At 34.8% G+C, this 16,033-nt stretch carries 13 protein-coding genes; 5 read left to right on the plus strand and 8 right to left on the minus strand.

Annotated features, from left to right (window positions below; genetic code table 11):
* Positions 1-849: 849 nt before the first annotated feature.
* The 3 genes from MQX03_RS11635 to MQX03_RS11645 form a co-directional block, all read right to left on the minus strand.
* The gene (locus MQX03_RS11635; RefSeq protein WP_129535077.1) at positions 850-1,665 is read right to left on the minus strand and encodes a M48 family metalloprotease; all 816 of its coding nucleotides are present in this window, start codon (positions 1,663-1,665) and stop codon (positions 850-852) included.
* A gap of 106 nt (positions 1,666-1,771) precedes the next feature.
* A complete protein-coding gene (locus MQX03_RS11640) occupies positions 1,772-2,593 on the minus strand; it encodes a ferritin-like domain-containing protein (RefSeq protein WP_242803330.1) in 822 nt (273 codons plus the stop codon).
* A gap of 26 nt (positions 2,594-2,619) precedes the next feature.
* A complete protein-coding gene (locus tag MQX03_RS11645; protein WP_242803331.1) occupies positions 2,620-3,330 on the minus strand; it encodes a ferritin-like domain-containing protein in 711 nt (236 codons plus the stop codon).
* A gap of 217 nt (positions 3,331-3,547) precedes the next feature.
* Between MQX03_RS11645 and recJ the strand changes: the two genes are divergently transcribed.
* The 3 genes from recJ to MQX03_RS11660 are packed head-to-tail and all read left to right on the plus strand — an operon-like array spanning position 3,548 to position 6,279.
* A complete protein-coding gene (gene recJ, locus MQX03_RS11650) occupies positions 3,548-5,263 on the plus strand; it encodes a single-stranded-DNA-specific exonuclease RecJ (protein WP_242803332.1) in 1,716 nt (571 codons plus the stop codon).
* Between the two features lie 35 nt (positions 5,264-5,298).
* Positions 5,299-5,883 (plus strand): nicotinate (nicotinamide) nucleotide adenylyltransferase, encoded by a 585-nt coding sequence (gene nadD, locus MQX03_RS11655; protein ID WP_242803333.1) that lies wholly within the window; start codon positions 5,299-5,301, stop codon positions 5,881-5,883.
* Between the two features lie 57 nt (positions 5,884-5,940).
* On the plus strand, positions 5,941-6,279 hold the full coding sequence (locus MQX03_RS11660; protein WP_242803335.1) for a DUF3817 domain-containing protein: 339 nt from the start codon (positions 5,941-5,943) through the stop codon (positions 6,277-6,279).
* A 45-nt stretch (positions 6,280-6,324) separates the two neighbouring features.
* Here the strand turns inward: MQX03_RS11660 and MQX03_RS11665 are convergent, their stop codons facing one another.
* The gene (locus MQX03_RS11665; RefSeq protein WP_242803337.1) at positions 6,325-8,088 is read right to left on the minus strand and encodes a carboxypeptidase-like regulatory domain-containing protein; all 1,764 of its coding nucleotides are present in this window, start codon (positions 8,086-8,088) and stop codon (positions 6,325-6,327) included.
* Between the two features lie 281 nt (positions 8,089-8,369).
* Between MQX03_RS11665 and MQX03_RS11670 the strand changes: the two genes are divergently transcribed.
* Both MQX03_RS11670 and MQX03_RS11675 read left to right on the plus strand, forming a co-directional pair.
* Positions 8,370-10,655, plus strand: coding sequence for a TonB-dependent receptor domain-containing protein (locus MQX03_RS11670; protein WP_242803338.1), 2,286 nt, complete (start codon positions 8,370-8,372; stop codon positions 10,653-10,655).
* Between the two features lie 73 nt (positions 10,656-10,728).
* Complete coding sequence (locus MQX03_RS11675) at positions 10,729-11,562, plus strand: alpha/beta hydrolase (protein WP_242803340.1); 834 nt, start codon at positions 10,729-10,731, stop codon at positions 11,560-11,562.
* A 50-nt stretch (positions 11,563-11,612) separates the two neighbouring features.
* On the opposite strand, the gene MQX03_RS11680 is transcribed toward MQX03_RS11675, so the two are convergent.
* From MQX03_RS11680 to MQX03_RS11695, 4 genes are all read right to left on the minus strand, one after another.
* Positions 11,613-11,780 carry a hypothetical protein gene (locus tag MQX03_RS11680; RefSeq protein WP_242803342.1) on the minus strand — a complete coding sequence of 56 codons (168 nt, stop codon included), beginning with the start codon at positions 11,778-11,780 and terminating at the stop codon, positions 11,613-11,615.
* A 76-nt stretch (positions 11,781-11,856) separates the two neighbouring features.
* Positions 11,857-13,614, minus strand: a complete 1,758-nt coding sequence (locus MQX03_RS11685; protein ID WP_262916939.1) for a discoidin domain-containing protein — start codon at positions 13,612-13,614, stop codon at positions 11,857-11,859.
* Positions 13,615-13,730: 116 nt separating this feature from the next.
* Entirely contained in the window at positions 13,731-14,654 is a 924-nt protein-coding gene (gene ctlX, locus MQX03_RS11690) for a citrulline utilization hydrolase CtlX (protein ID WP_242803344.1), read from the minus strand.
* Positions 14,655-14,665: 11 nt separating this feature from the next.
* On the minus strand, positions 14,666-16,024 hold the full coding sequence (locus MQX03_RS11695) for a hypothetical protein (RefSeq protein ID WP_242803346.1): 1,359 nt from the start codon (positions 16,022-16,024) through the stop codon (positions 14,666-14,668).
* Positions 16,025-16,033: the final 9 nt, after the last annotated feature.

The following is a 16,033-nucleotide window of genomic DNA, read 5'->3' on the forward strand; positions in this document are numbered from 1 at the left end:
GGATGGGGGGCGGGGTTTTGTGTTGGGAAGAGTTGATGTGTCGAGGGAGCGGAGCGGTCGGGAGGGGGTTGAAAGGTGGTGTGAATGTTTGAAAAAGACATGGGTTGAGCAGCAGGGAGGGATTATGCAAGGGAGGATCATTGGAGAAGCAGAGAGTTTTAGGGAGCGGGTGAGGATGTGCTAGAAGTTTGAATTTATATTCAGATGGGTGGATTTTATATTTCTTTATTGCCAAAGATTGTTTTGAGTATTGTTGTAGAGAGGACATGTCCGGTTGATATGGGTTGTGGAATTTATATTAGTGTATCCGATTTTTGAAATGGCTTCCTATTAGCAATGTGATGTGCCGCTCCGATGGAACTCATGATCTTTATTGTAAATTACACTACAAACAGGCTGCTCCTACGGAGCTCAAAATTTTCACTATTCGACTATACTATGAACAGTGATCTCCTAGTGGAGCTTTATTTGTATTATGCTAGAAACATTACTCATGGGAGAGTTTTTGATTTAAAACTATACTTACTATAGATGCAATCTGTAAAATTTTAGATTATCAAATGTTATGGTAAGCCTGATAATGTGTGGGAGATTAGTAATTTTTTATGGCAAATAGCAATACCACCCACCACACTACCTTAGCCCCGATAAGAGCGGCATCCTTTTTATGGGCACCGATGCACAGCAGCGAAACCATAAAAAGATACAGCGGTGAGCGGGAAAAAGCTACTCAAGAAAATGAAGTGTGAGGCAATCTTTGGATGACAATGGGAAATCACTTCTCCTATTATATGATACAAAAAAAGAGTCCGGTTGTGCCGAACTCTTACTATATAGATGTGTAAAAATTTACTTAGTCAACTTTGTTGTTGGTAGAGAAACTGTTCCGGGATCTTTCCATAGGCCGTCTTTTTCGGCTCTTTTTTTCACTGCTTCTGCTCTTTTGTTGCTATCAGGGTGCGAATTAAACATTTTTTGAAATCCCGATTGTGCTGATCCACCTTCGGATAGTAATGCCAATTTCTTGAAAGCTGTATATGCGCCAACTACATTATAGTTGTTTGTTCTCATAAAATCGTAAGAATATGTATCTGCCTGAGATTCTTGTTTTTTGCTGTGAGAAGCATCTAAAAACGCATTGGCCATTTTCCCAACCTGACCTTCGCTCAATGTTGCAACTGTGGATGATGCTGATGATGCTGCATCCATTGCTGCAGCTTTTAAATATGCTGATTTTATAGCATCTTTTGTATCTTGATTTTTAACGTGACCAATCTCGTGACCGATAACTGCCAGCAATTCATCGTCTGTCATGATATCCATTAAAGATGAAAAAACCCTTACACTACCATCTGCACATGCAAAAGCATTGATGTCTTTCACTTTGTAGACTTTATAGTTCAGATTAAGTCCGTCTTGAGATTTGTGTTTTGCAAAAAGCTTGTTAAGTCTCACTGTGTAAGGATCTTTAGGACCTGCAATCGCATTGTTCTTATCCATATAATCTACAGATTCTTTTGAAAGCTTGATTGCATCTTCATTACTGAAAGTAAGTGCCGACGCTCCTTTTGAAACTACTCCCGCAGCTTTTCCTAGATTGATTTTCTGAGCTTGCACATGGTACATTGATCCCAGTACGATTGCACCGATAATAATTTTTTTCATTTTAATATAGTTTAGTGCAACTAAGATAATACTTTTTGACGAAAAAAAATCCTCTTTCGGAGAAGTACCGAAAAAGGATTTGGCTAACTATATATATGTGTTTCTATTAATCAATAAATAGAAGTGCAATATCTGTAGCTTGTTGACCAGTTAAAATCTCATCATACGCTGCAGAACCTGCTGCTGCCCCAAAAGCTGTCGCAGTATTGAACCCTGCTTGCATTGTTACATCTTCACCTGCATAAACCGCATTGGTTGCAGGAGGCATACCTCCACTTCCACTTCCGCCACTCGCTAACTCGATCCATCCTTTGTTGGCACGCATTCTACGAACCATTGAAGCATGTCTTGCTTCTACAGAGTGAATCTGTAAGGCCGCCTGAAGGACATCTTTGTTTGACATCACATTACCTGCCTGCCCTTTATATGCTCTTACACCCGTATCTTCAAAAGCCTGCGCCAAAATAAGGAACTGCTGATAATTGGTAAATGGAGTGAAAGCACCATTTACTGTAAAATCAAAAGTCGGTTTAGCCCCCGGAGTAACTCCCAAAGATGTTAATGTACTTTTAAGAAAAGTAACGTGAGCATCTTCATGCTTGGAAATCTGCTGAAAAACAACTTTATCCGAAGCAGGGATCAGGTTTGTGGCAGCAAGTCCAATTTTATAATATTCGTCTTCTAAATATTCCAAAGTCAATGCTAGCTGAAGGGCATCTGTTAATGCACTTTTCATTGCCAAAGTAGGTTCTGTTGGGGTTTCAGCTTTGGCTGAAGTTGCCATAAAGCTTCCTAATCCTAATGGTATCGCAGCAACAGCCGCTTTTTTACCAAATGAGGTGATATCTGAAAGATTATCTAATCTAGACGTTTGCTTTGTGAAAAAAGAATCGTCAGAGAATTTATCTAATAATTTTAAAATGTTCATAATAATTGATTTTTGAGATTGGTAAATTAATTAATGCCTCTTTCTTTCCAGGTAAATGGAGTTTTAATAAACCCTCCGGCTGCCGCAATAACATCTTTTGGTTCTTTTGCTACATCCAGTCCTGTAGTAGGATTTACCACATCATCTCCTGAGAAAGCTGCAGTTAAAGGATTAATCAAATCTCTGATTGCGGATGCATGTCTTGCTTCTACAGAAACAATTTTACCTGCAAGCACAAGATAAGTAGGGTTTGTAATATACTTACCCGCAGCATTGTAAGCGGCAACTCCTGTATCTTCTAAAGCTTTTGCAGTAGCCAGAACAGAACTTCTGTCGTTAAAGTTTACATTCGGATATTGAAATTCAAGTGTTGGAAGAACGTTAGTTGTTGCACCTGTAATTGCTGCTTTAAAGAAATCTCTGTGAATAACCTCATGGTGATAAAGGTCTGTAAGTACTTCTTTTTCAATAGTTGAAATTCCTGCATAGAAATTATTTACCACTTTCGTGTAGAAATCGGCTTCTAATTGTTCAAGAGCATATGCATAGTTCAAAACACCTACATCGCCCATTCCCAAATCAAATATTTTATTATCATTGTAGACAAAATCGTCATCATCGCAACCTACCAAAGTAAGCCCGGCAACGGCAATACCAATACCGCTTAGTTTTAGAAAGTTTCTTCTGCTGGTATCCAAGGTGGCTCCTTGGTTGGAAACATTAATTGGTTTTTTCATAATATTATTTTTAAAAAGGTTTAGTCTGTTTAATGATATCTACGACAATAGTTTTCGTTTGGTTTTCATAAAATTTAAAAAAAACAAATATTTATTAAACAAATCCCTTAAAAACCCCTAAAACACTGTAAATAAAATAAATATCGAGTGCTTTATAATTGATAATGAAGATTATAATTGGATTGATTTTAAAATAAATTTTACTTATTTTTGTGAAATGAGTCAAAAATGGATTTATAAAACCGAACCTGATGAAGAAACTGTTGATGGATTGAGTTCGTCGCTTGGTTTTGGAACTTTTGAATCCAAACTATTGGTTCTCAGAGGAATTGACAATTACCAAAAAGCGCGCGAATTTTTCAAGCCAAACTTCACAGATATTCACAACCCTTTCCTGATGGCGGATATGCAAAAAGCCGTAGAGCGGGTTGCTACAGCCATAGAAAATGGGGAAAAAATAATGATTTATGGAGATTACGATGTCGACGGAACTACCGCTGTGGCGCTTACTTATCTTTATTTAAGAAAAATAGTTCAGAAAAAATATTTAGATTTTTACATTCCCGACAGAAATTCTGAAGGATACGGAATTTCTACCGAAGGAATTGATTACGCCAAAGAAAATGGCTTTTCACTGATTATCGCATTAGACTGCGGAATCAAGGCGATTGACATGATTAATTATGCCAAAGGAAAACAAATTGATTTCATTATTTGTGATCACCATTTACCCGGAGACGAAATTCCGGATGCCGTAGCCGTTTTAGATCCGAAAAGATCAGATTGTCGCTATCCTTTTAAGGAACTTTCAGGATGTGGAGTTGGTTTTAAACTGTGTCAGGGATTAAATACCATCTATAAAATTCCGGAAACTGAATTGTTTGAATTGACCGACTTATTGGCTATTTCTATTGCTGCGGATATCGTTTCAATGACTGGCGAAAACAGAGTTTTGGCTAAAATGGGGTTGAAAGTTCTCAGAAAAACCCGCAACTTAGGTTTAAGATTGTTAATTCCTGAAGATAAACTGTCGCATTTTGAAATTTCAAATATTGTTTTTGAAATTGCTCCAAAAATAAACGCTGCCGGAAGAATTTCTCACGGTAAAGCTGCTGTAGAATTGATGGTTTCAGATAACCTGAAACATGCACAGCAAATTGTAGGCGACATTATGAATCTGAATGACGAAAGGCGCGAACTTGATATGAACTCTACCCTTTCTGCACTCAATCAGGTAATTGAATCTCAGCAGGAAACAAAATATTCCACAATTGTCTATCATCCTGAATGGAACAAAGGTGTGATAGGAATTGTAGCCTCAAGATTGATTGAAACTTATTATAAACCAACTTTGGTTTTTACCGACGGAAATAATGGAGAAATGGTAGCATCTGCAAGATCTGTTTCAGATTTTGATGTGCATGAAGCGCTGGATCTTTGTTCGGAATACTTTCTGAAATTTGGAGGACATCACGCTGCGGCCGGACTTTCTATGGAAAAAGATAAGTTTGAGGCTTTCAAAATTAAATTTGAAAAAACAGTAGCCGAAAAAATTAAAGATCATCAAAAAGAACCTTCCATCACCATAGATGCTGATGTGGATACAGACGAAATCAACAGAGATTTTATTAACTTCCATCGAAAACTAGGACCTTTCGGGCCTCAGAATATGAAACCGAATCTTGTTTTAAGAAATCAAAAGATTGCCGGTTATCTGAAAACGATGGGTAAAGATAATAATCACCTTAAGTTTTACATTAAACAAGAATCTACAGGAAGAAATATAGAATGTGTCGGCTTTAAACTCGGTCAGTTTGCTGATGATTTTAGAAATAAATCTTTTGACATAGCTTTTACTTTAGAAGAAAACCATTGGAAAGGGAATGTGACCCACTATCTGAATATCAGAGATGTGAAATTTAGAGAAGATTAACCTTAATCAATCCAACCTTAAACTCAACCTCAACTTTGAAAAAAATCGGTTTATTTTTCGGGTCTTTCAATCCCATTCATATTGGTCATTTAATTTTGGCTAATTATATTCTGGAGAACTCGGATATGCATGAATTGTGGTTTGTAGTAAGCCCGCAAAATCCTTTTAAAGAAAAAAAATCACTCCTGAAAGATCATAACCGTCTGGATATGGTGCAGCTCGCCGTGAAAAATTATCCTCAAATGCGTGCATCCAACGTTGAATTTTCATTACCAACACCAAGTTACACGATTGATACTTTAACTTATCTTAAAGAAAAACACCCTGAATGTTCTTTCAGCCTAATAATGGGAGAAGATAACCTCGGTAGTCTTCATAAGTGGAAAAATTCTGATGTTTTAATTAAAAATCATCACATCATCGTTTATCCAAGAGTTTTTGATGGCGAGAAAAAAGATTCTGAATATCTTCAGCATGAAAATATTTCGATGATCAAAGCTCCTGTAATTGAACTTTCCGCTACCGAAATTCGCTCCATGATCAAAGAAGGGAAAAATGTAAGACCTATGCTTCCGCCCGAGGTTTTTGAGTATCTGGATGGAAGTAGTTTTTATAAGTAGTTGTTAGTTGTTAGTTGTTAGTTGTTAGTTGTTAGTCAAAATTAAATACTGAATATCATGGAGTTTCTAGAAAATTTATTCTCAAAATATCCTCAGGAAAAAGTTATTAAATGGTTTAAACAGATTTGTTTGGCCGAGGCTATTTCATGGTTTTTTCTATTTACCGCAATGATCTGGATCCGTGTTGATCCGGAAGGTATTTTCCCGATTATCTACATCAGTACAATTGGTAGTATTCACGGATTCTTTTTTACACTTTATCTTATATTTCTTCCAGCTGCAAGAAAAATATACACTTGGGATGATGAAGACACCGTCTTTGCATTGATTTCCGCATTTTTCCCTTTTGCCACGATTTGGATTGACAAAAAGCTGGCACGTTTCGATCGAGAATAAAAAAAGAGACTCTTTTGAAGCCTCTTTTTTATTAAAATTTTATATTTAATTATCTCTAATAACGTGTCCTGTTACACTCAATGTATGTGAGCCTGTAGTATTGGTATAGGTTCCATTTATTGTAAAATCAATGTATTGTCCTACTGCTCCATAATTGCTTATTTGTAACGTAAGATTATTTCCATTAGCATTAATAAATCCTCCCGAAGATTCCAAACTAAAATTAGAGGTAAAAGTTCCAACTCCTGGTAGGTTTTGAGAGCTTAAAGAAAAACTTCCTGTCGCCGCATTTTGTGAACTTACATAAAATCCAGGAATTGGAACTGGACTTTGTGAATTTCCACCAGCATTGATTGGAGAAATAAAATATTTAATAGCTTGTGCATCTGTTTGACTAGTAATAAATTCTGTAGTAGCAGTGCAAACAGTAAGATTACCCAAATTAGTTGTAGGAGAAGTTGCTGTAAAATTAATATCTCCTGTGGTTTGAAGATTAGCAAAATCGGCACCAACAAATGTTAATTGCTGACTTGATGCACAACTTAAAACATTAAAAGAGAAGCTTCCGTTAGTTACCAACGCAGAAAAACTATTAAAATAGTTTGAGCTTGAAGCATAAGATAAATTTGCAACTCCGTTTGTAACATTATTGCCAGAACAATCCTTAAGAGTACCTGTAATTGTTATCGTATTACTCAAACTCTGCGAAATGGTAATTGCAGGAAGTGTGTTGTTAGAATTATTTGTAAAAGGACCAATATTATTGGTCATAATGACATTATTACAAGCATCATAAATTTTTAGAGTTAAATTTTCACCAGCAGGTATAATTCCTGAGGCATTTCCGTTTCCATCTGTAATTGCAGAAGTGGAATTCTGATTTTGTCTAAATAATTTTACCGTTACATTACTCAAAGGTTGTGCAGTAGAGTTTTGAATATGAACATTCAAAATCGCTTGAGGAAACTGTACATCGCAATTCCACCAAGAAAAATGACTTACATTTCCTACATAAGTATTTCCTACTTTCGTTGCAGAACCTTCTTCCTGCCAAATTCCTGTAGTTTCGTTAAAAGCCCACAGCGGAATGGTAGCTGGAGCCGTCGAAGTTTGGGTAGCATCAATTGCCACCGTCATTTCAGCAGTATGGCCATTCGCAATCTGAAGGTTTTGCCCCGAAGTGCCTGTCAATTGCACATGCAGCATCCCGAAAGTTTCCATTATTCTTGCGTTTCCAGCGGTGTTGTTTGCTAGAAGAGATCCAGGCATCAATTCATTTAGATACTGATCTGAAGACTTTAGGTGAAACATAGCAACATTTACATTACCGCTGTAAGCATTACCACTTGCATCTTTGAAGCTTCCGTCAAATTTCACTTTTGTTCCGTTTGACAAAGAAACTGTTGCCGTTGCTCCTGATGCAATCGTAGAAGTATTCGTTGCAGGAATCATCATAATGTTGATTCTATTGCTTCCGTTGGTAGGGACCATGGTACGAGAACCATTCACAAAACCTGCTTTCGTTACTTTTACGTAAGCGAAATTTTCTTTCACATCGGCATTTGTAATTACGAATAGTCCTTTAGAATTAGTTTGTACGGTTGCCGATCCAATAGTAACTGTTGCTCCTGAAACCGGAGTTCCATTTGTTGCTAAAACTAAACCGTGGAAATTTCTTTGTACCGAATTTCCAAAGTTAAAGTTTGTTTCCTGATTTCCTTGTTGCTGATTTTCGAGATCAATAAAAGAATCGCTTTTACATGATACAAGAATCATCAAAATCATTAATAATGAGTAAAGTTTTGTCATAAATTATTATTTTTTTGTGAAATCTAAATTAATCAAAAAAAAGTGAATCTAATTATTTTATTTTTTGTTGTAACAAAACTCTTGTTACGGTTGTCTTATTATGTAGAAACTCAAAGTAATAAAATTTTAATTTAAATTTTAATAACTAACAATCAGTTAGTTACAAATTAAATCAAAACATTTTTACTACTTTGTATTGCATGATACTAAATTTATTACATATCTTTGCAATGTAAAATAATAACAGATACAAGCTTCTAAACTAATTAAAAGATAAACTCATGAAAACGCCACTACTCATCGCAGCTATATTTTTCACCGGATTGACATTCGCTCAGGAAAAAAAATCAGATTCTCTAAAAACTAAAAAAATTGAAGAAGTTGTTTTGACCAAGCAAGTCTTCAAAAAACAAAGTGACCGTTTCGTATATGACGTTGCCGCTTCACCCGTTGCCAAAGGAAACACAACTTTTGATCTCCTAAGACAAACTCCTCTACTTTCTACAACCGATGATAAAAATTTAAAAATTGCAGGAAAAAATAATGCGCTGATCTACATCAACGGTAGAAAAACCAATATGGATGCCGAATCGGTTACTCAATTCCTAAAAAACACTCCTGCAGAAAATATTCAAAAAATTGAAGTGATTACTGTGCCAGGAAGTGAATTTCAGGTAGAATCTTCAGACGGAATCATCAATATTGTCCTGAAAAAGAAAATGAGTGACGGTTTAAGCGGAAATATGAGAATGTCTAATTCTCAAAATAAATACAATGGAAGTTCTGCTAGTTTCTCTACTAACTACAGAAAAGATAAATTGGGAATCAGTGCCAATTTGTATGGCGGAGAGAATATTGACGCTCAACAATATGTTTTACGAAACGGAAATGATTCTTCTTCTAATGAATCTACCGGAAATATTGATGACCCCAATCAATACATCGGAGGATATCTGAATATAGATTATCAGCTGACGGAAAAAAGTAATTTAGCTCTATCATGGAATTCTAACGCCAACAAAAGTTATAATTCTACAGTTAATTTATTCAATACCATTCGTTCTTTTGATAAAGATACTCAGTCATACATTACCAATTACACCAATTCAAGAAACAACGAAGACGCAAGGTCATACAACAATTCAGTTAATTTAAATTATGAACTGAAAACCGATTCTTTGGGAAGTAAATTAAATGTAAATGCAGCCTATCTTAATTACAGAAGATTTCAGTTTACCAATAATAAAACGTATTTATCTGATGCAAATGGTACAGATGGATTACTAAGCCAGACCATTGACCAAAATCTCCCTCAGATCATCAATAATTTTTCCGGTACTGTAGATTATATTCAGAAATTTAAAAATGACTTTACAGTTGCTATTGGTGGAAATTTTAATAAAACCAAAACGGATAATGATACTCAGAATATTACTTATGTAACAGGAAAAAATACTGAATTTGCACCTAACCATTTCATTTATGACGAAAATATTTATGGTGCTTATTTAACTTTAGAAAAGAAATTCTCTGATAAATTATCCGGAAAAGTTGGTACACGATACGAAATCACCAATAGTTTGGGAACTTCGGACAATGCAGCTCCTGAATACAGAAAAATTGAAAGAGATTACCATAATGTACTTCCTTATTTAAGCTTTAATTACGCAATTAACGATAAAAACAATATCTCTTACGCATTTTCAAGCCGAATGAGAAGACCAAGTTTCTGGGAACTGAATCCTGTAAGAAACATTCTTACGGAAGACAATTACACTCAAAATAACCCTTTTGTGAAGGCTTCTTCTACTTATAGCCATGAGCTGACGTATATGTTTAAAAATTCGTATTTCTTAATCTTAAGCCATTCCTTATTTAAAGACAAGATTACACAAGTGCCTTTACAGAGAGATATTTTGAAGCCTCGGAAAGATAAAGAAGGAAATCTTGTCATTGATCCTACAACCAATGAACCATACCAAGATTCCTACAAACAATTAAGATACATCCGTACCAACTTCGGTGACAAACAAGAAATGTCAGCTATGGTAGGAATTCAGAAAACATTTTTTAACCAATATCTGACAATGAACTTCAATGTAGGTCTTCAGAGGAACGTTAATGATGGAAGTCTAAGCGTAGACCCAACTTCTGGTGATGTTTTTCCAACGTATGAAAACAAGATCAGTTCGACAAGCATCCTTATCCAGACCAATAACACCATTCGTTTAGACAAGAAGAAAACATGGTTCTTGGGCGTAAATTATTTCTTTATAGACAAGCAGCAAATCGAATTGGGAATGTTGAAAAACCTGATGAGTTTAGATTTAAGCATCAAGAAAAACTGGAACGACTGGACGTTTGCATTAAACTTAAATGATGTTTTAAGAACAAACATCGTAGAAATCGAAGACTATCAGGCCAACGGAAATTACAATTATGTAAGAAACGACCAATTCAGAAGAGGCGGAACTTTCAGCATCACGTATAATTTCGGAAACCAGAAAGTGAAAAAAGTAAGAGACATCGAAGGCGCATCAGACGCTATAAAAAGCAGAACACGTTAACATTCAATCTTCATATATTTTATTTTGTACAGAAACCTGCCAAGAAATTGGTGGGTTTCGTTTATATTTAAGTATGAATAAATTCTTCACACTTTTATTTTTAATTGCTATGCTTGGCTGTAAAGAGAAAACAATCAATCTCAGCAAAGACATTACATTCGATAAACAAATGGATGTTTCTTACGGTGACAATCCCGAACAGAAAATGGATCTATATATTCCTAAAAATCGAGATTCTGTAAAAACAATTTTCATTATCATTCATGGCGGAGGCTGGAAAGCAGGAAAGAAATCTAACCTCACCTCCTTCACACTCTCAATGATGAAGAGATTTCCTCAAAGTGCTTTTGCCAACATCGACTACCGACTTGCCACTGAAAAACGCTTCGGTTTCCCTAATCAGACTGATGACATCCAGAATGCAATTGACTATTTATTCGGGATTGCGCCAATTAAATCGAAGTTTGTTCTTCTTGGAAACAGTGCGGGCGGGCATTTGTCTATGCTTTATTCTTATCGCTTTGATGAAAAAGACAGGGTAAAAGCTGTAGTGAATATTGTAGGACCATCAGATTTATCAGATTCTAATTTTAAAAACTATTCAGATTATTCGTTTGTTGAAAATCATTTGGTTGATCCTGCCGCAATTCCAAAAGGAATTTCGATGGGAAATTTTGCAAGTCCGGTTTATTGGGTAAATAAAAATTCTCCTCCGACTCTTTCTTTCTATGGAAATAATGATCAGGTAATTCCATTATCACAAAAAGGAATTTTAGATTCAGTTTTAAATAAAAATGGAGTTTTAAATCAATCTTACGAGTTTCCCGGAGGACATCTTGATTGGATGAATGAGAAAAATGCACCTTTTTTAATTAATAAAATTGATGAATTTCTACGAAACCACTAAATATATAGCTAAAAAGAAGTGGCCAAAATTTCTTCCGACCACTTCTTTTATTAAACGTATTCTGCGCAGGTGCCAAAAGCCGAGCATCGCCCAAACTGATTGGGGCACAATGGCCATGGACATCCGTCTTCAACCCAAGGAGCTTTCACACTTCCTTTAATTTCTTTCAAATCATTTCTCGTAAGTTTTTTAACTTCTAATTTTTTAAAGTTTTTCATGATTATTATTTTTTAAATTGGTATCCTAAATTTAAACTTAAAATATCAAATATTCATAATAAAAATGATTTTTTTATCATTCTGATTTAAAAACCTCCGTTTTCTCCGAAATTCCATTAGCATTAAACGCTTCAATCTGGAAATAATAAGAATCTACTCTGTCTGCCCCGGTGAAGAAATATTCATTTTTACCGTAGACCATAATGCTTCCATATAATTTGTCAGGAGACTTTCCCCAATAAATAACATAACCATCAGCTTCTGAGTTCTGTTGCCATTTCATCCAAATGCTCCTTCTCTCACCATATTTTTTAGCATCAGCTCTTAACGGAACAAATCCCTGCACTTTTCCGGGTTTCGCTCCTGCTCCTTTTCCAAATACTCTGAAACCGCTTAATGCAAACTTTCCTGTCGGCATTTTGAGGTTTTCCATTTTTAAATATCTTGCTTCCGAAGGTTTTTCTAATTCTACATAATCGTGAGGAACATCTTTGGTATTTTTGCTTTTATCCACAATGACTTTCCATTTTTTACCATCATTTGAGCCGTAGATTTTATACTGATGCATTTTGCCCTCAGTTTTTCCCATAAATTCTACATCCTGATCTGCATAATTGACCTGAATGGCATTAATGGTAGAAATTTCACCTAAATCTGTCTGAAACCATTCTCCCGAATTTCCGGTTTTTGCACTCCAATACGTTTTGATATCTTCATCCACCGCATTGTTAGAATGATAACCACCCAAAGTTGACGAAACCTGAACGGGTTTGTTGTAATTTAGCAACATCCAATTCGTGAAAAGTCCTTTTGAAAAATCTTTTCCTTGTGCAAACTGCGGAAGTAAAGTGGGATAATCTCCGTAAGCCGTGTTGGTGTACATCACATCATCTTTATCAAACCCTGCAGGCCAGATTCCCAAACGTCTTTCAAAATTATTTTTAGTGGAAATAAAAATCGTTGAAACGTGCCACCAGTTTTTAAAATTATCTTCAAAAGTTGCTCCGTGCCCCGCTCCCCTTGCAAAACCTCCCGGCTTGTAAGAAAAAGGATTGTGCTGTTGATATTCATACCCTTCTAAAGGATTTTTCGAAATATACACTCCATCAGAATAACCGCTGAATTCTGTTGCCGGAGCACCGTACTGCATATAATATTTGTCTTTGTACTTCGTTACCCAGGCTCCTTCCACAAAAGGCTGTAGGAAAACGTTGTCATTATATTCACCAAATCTTTCCCAGCCGTGATCTTCAGGTTTCAGTCTTAAAATAGGCTTTACGAAACCTTCAGACTGCAGATTTTTCACTTTAACTTCTGTTCCTAAAAGCGGCCATTCGTTGCTTGACCCCCAATACAAATACAGTTTATTTTTGTCTTCATCATAATGAAAAGCAGGATCCCAAGCTCCAACCTTTAAAGTATCAACGGCAATTTTCCAATCGTCCACAGTTGGATTGGTTGATTTCCAGATCGGAAAATCAGATTCCCAGGTTGAGCCGTACACATATAAAGTATCTTTCATCGCCCAAACTGCAGGAGCATTCAGATCGTGGGTATATTTGTTATCTCTGAGGAATTTTCTTTTGACAAATTTCCAGTCGAGCATATTGTCGCTGTGCCAATATCCTTCCTGATTGGTAGAAAATAGAAACAGTTTCTTTTGAAAATTTACAATCACCGGATCAGCTGTTGCTCGGTGTTTTCCTTGCTTAGAAAAAACTTCAAAAGGCGTGTAACCATAATCGATATTGATTGGATTACAATAGGTTTTTTGCTGAGCGTCAATGGAAAAGCTTAACAGAATCGCTAAACTCAGGTATATTTTTTTAATCATAATCATCCTTATATTTTTACAAATTTAATTATTTTTTAATGGCTGCTAAAAGCATAACAATAAAAAACTTCTGACTCTATTTAAAGTCAGAAGTTGTATTTTATTAAATTAAATGATTATTTTTTAGGCAAAAAGACTTCAGCAAGCATACATCTTGCACTTCCGCCTCCGTTCACTTCAATGGTATTCAAATCTGAATAAATAATTTCGCAATACTTTTCAATATTTGAAATTTGCTCAGCATTTAAAGACTGATAAGCGGTCTGACTCATTACGAGAAATTTTTCGCCATCTTTATTTTGAACCTGAAGCATATTTCCGGCAAACTGCTGCATTTGTTCTTCAGAAATTTCTATGATTTCTTTTCCTGAATTTTTAATGGTTTCAATGACTTTGCTTCTTTCCAGTTCATTATCGATGCAGTCAAGACAAATCACGACAAACTTATCTGCCACGCACATCATCACGTTGGTATGATAAATTGGAAGTCTTTCTTCGCCAACCGTTTGAAAAGAATGGAAAACAACGGGAGTGAAATCATATTTAGCACAAAATTCTCTGAATAAATTCTCATCTAATCTTAAAGAAACTGAGCCGTAAGCTATTTTATTATCGTGATCAAAAATCATGCTTCCTGTCCCTTCCAAAAAGTGTCCCTGAATTTCAGGTAAAGACCAATCATCGATTTCAGCAACTTCAAAACCTTGGTTTTTGATGCCTTCAATGATATCTTCTCTACGTTCCACCCTTCTGTTGGAAGCGAACATCGGATACAAAACCACTTTTCCATCGTTGTGAAAACTTACCCAGTTATTTGGGAAAATAGAATCGGGCGTGTGAGGATCGATGGTATCTTTTATCGTAATGACATTGATTCCTTTACTTTTTAGTTTTTCAACAAAAATTTTGAATTCTGCCAAAGCTTTTGACTGAATGTCTGCACCTTTCTGCTCTACCTGAAAGTAGTTGTTCTCAGCTGTTTCTGCATTATAACCGAATGCGATCGGCTCTATCATTAATACTGTATCTGTTGTTTGCATTTTTGCTTGATTTAATTTTCTTCTTTAATTAAAAATGTGTGAATTGGAAAAGATAGAAGATTCAGATTTTCACAAAGATTAATACTATCTTTTTTTTCTGAAAATGTTTCTGCTTCGACTTCCAAGTCTTTAAAATATTGGTCGTTATATCTTCTGAGAGTTTTTGAAGTTCTTATTCCTTCTTTTCTTACATCTTTTGATGATGAATATTCTGAAATTATTTTTGCATCATCTTCAAATTTTATATTTATATAGATTATATCATCATCTTCAAAGACTGAAGATGTGTCAAAATTTTGAATAAACCTAGCTGAAAATTTAGGATTAAATAGTACTGATGGAGAATAATTTTGTACATAATAATATTCAGAATATTTGGACTTATCATGACTAACAATATAGTCTCGGGTATTTACTTTAGATACACTTTTCCTTAAGGTCAAAATTCCATTTTTTAATTTATACTCTTTTTTATTAGGAAGTCTTCGACTGACCAAATTTCCCTTTCCATCATATTTTATTTCTTCCCAAAGAATCCATTCATTAAAACCGTTTTGATAATTCTTGTAAACAATTTCTTCTTTTATATTCTCATTTCCATCGTAAAAAACTTCTCTAAAAGGTGAGCCTGCATATTCCAATTTTTCACTTACTTTTTTTTCATTTTTTTTATGAATGGTAAGAATAGAATCTTTTTCAATTCTGATGATTTGATGATCAGGGTAATTATCAAAATGGTATTTCGTTACTTTATAATCTTTCTGTAAAATTGAATCTATCGTATGATAATCAGCAAATATCTCTTTCTTTACTTCAGTTTGATTGAAATATTTTTTATTCCAAATTTTTCCCTTATCATAGGTTTCTTCATAACTTAAATTTGGTTTTTTTTGATTAAAAAAATATTTTGTTCTGAAAACATAGATTGAATCTTTTCTCTTACTATCAAAGTTGTAGACATCCCTTTCTTCGTACAAAGTATTGTTAAAAGAAACTTTTGAAAATTTATTGAAGGCTACAATTCCATTATTATTAATCTTCCTTGAAAGTTGATTGACATTATTATCTTTAAAATTCAATGTAAAGTTCTGCTCCCAATTATCTTTTACTGACTTCACAGAGATTAATCGATTATCATCATCAAAATCATAGTATTCTGTATTCAAAGAATCTTTAACAAGAATGGATTTGTCTGAAATTAATTCAATAGATCTGAGAACTTTATTGTCTTTTTTTAGCTTTAAAGTCTTAATTTTATTTTCTTTTAAACCTTTAATATCTCCATATAAAACTTCTGCCCAGTTGATTTTTTGCTGAGAATAAGCTCTGCATATAGATAGCAGAAGGAAAAATACAACTAATTTTTTCAATAAACTTCA

This window comes from Chryseobacterium aahli, from assembly GCF_022699665.1.
Taxonomy (GTDB): Bacteria; Bacteroidota; Bacteroidia; order Flavobacteriales; family Weeksellaceae; genus Chryseobacterium; species Chryseobacterium aahli.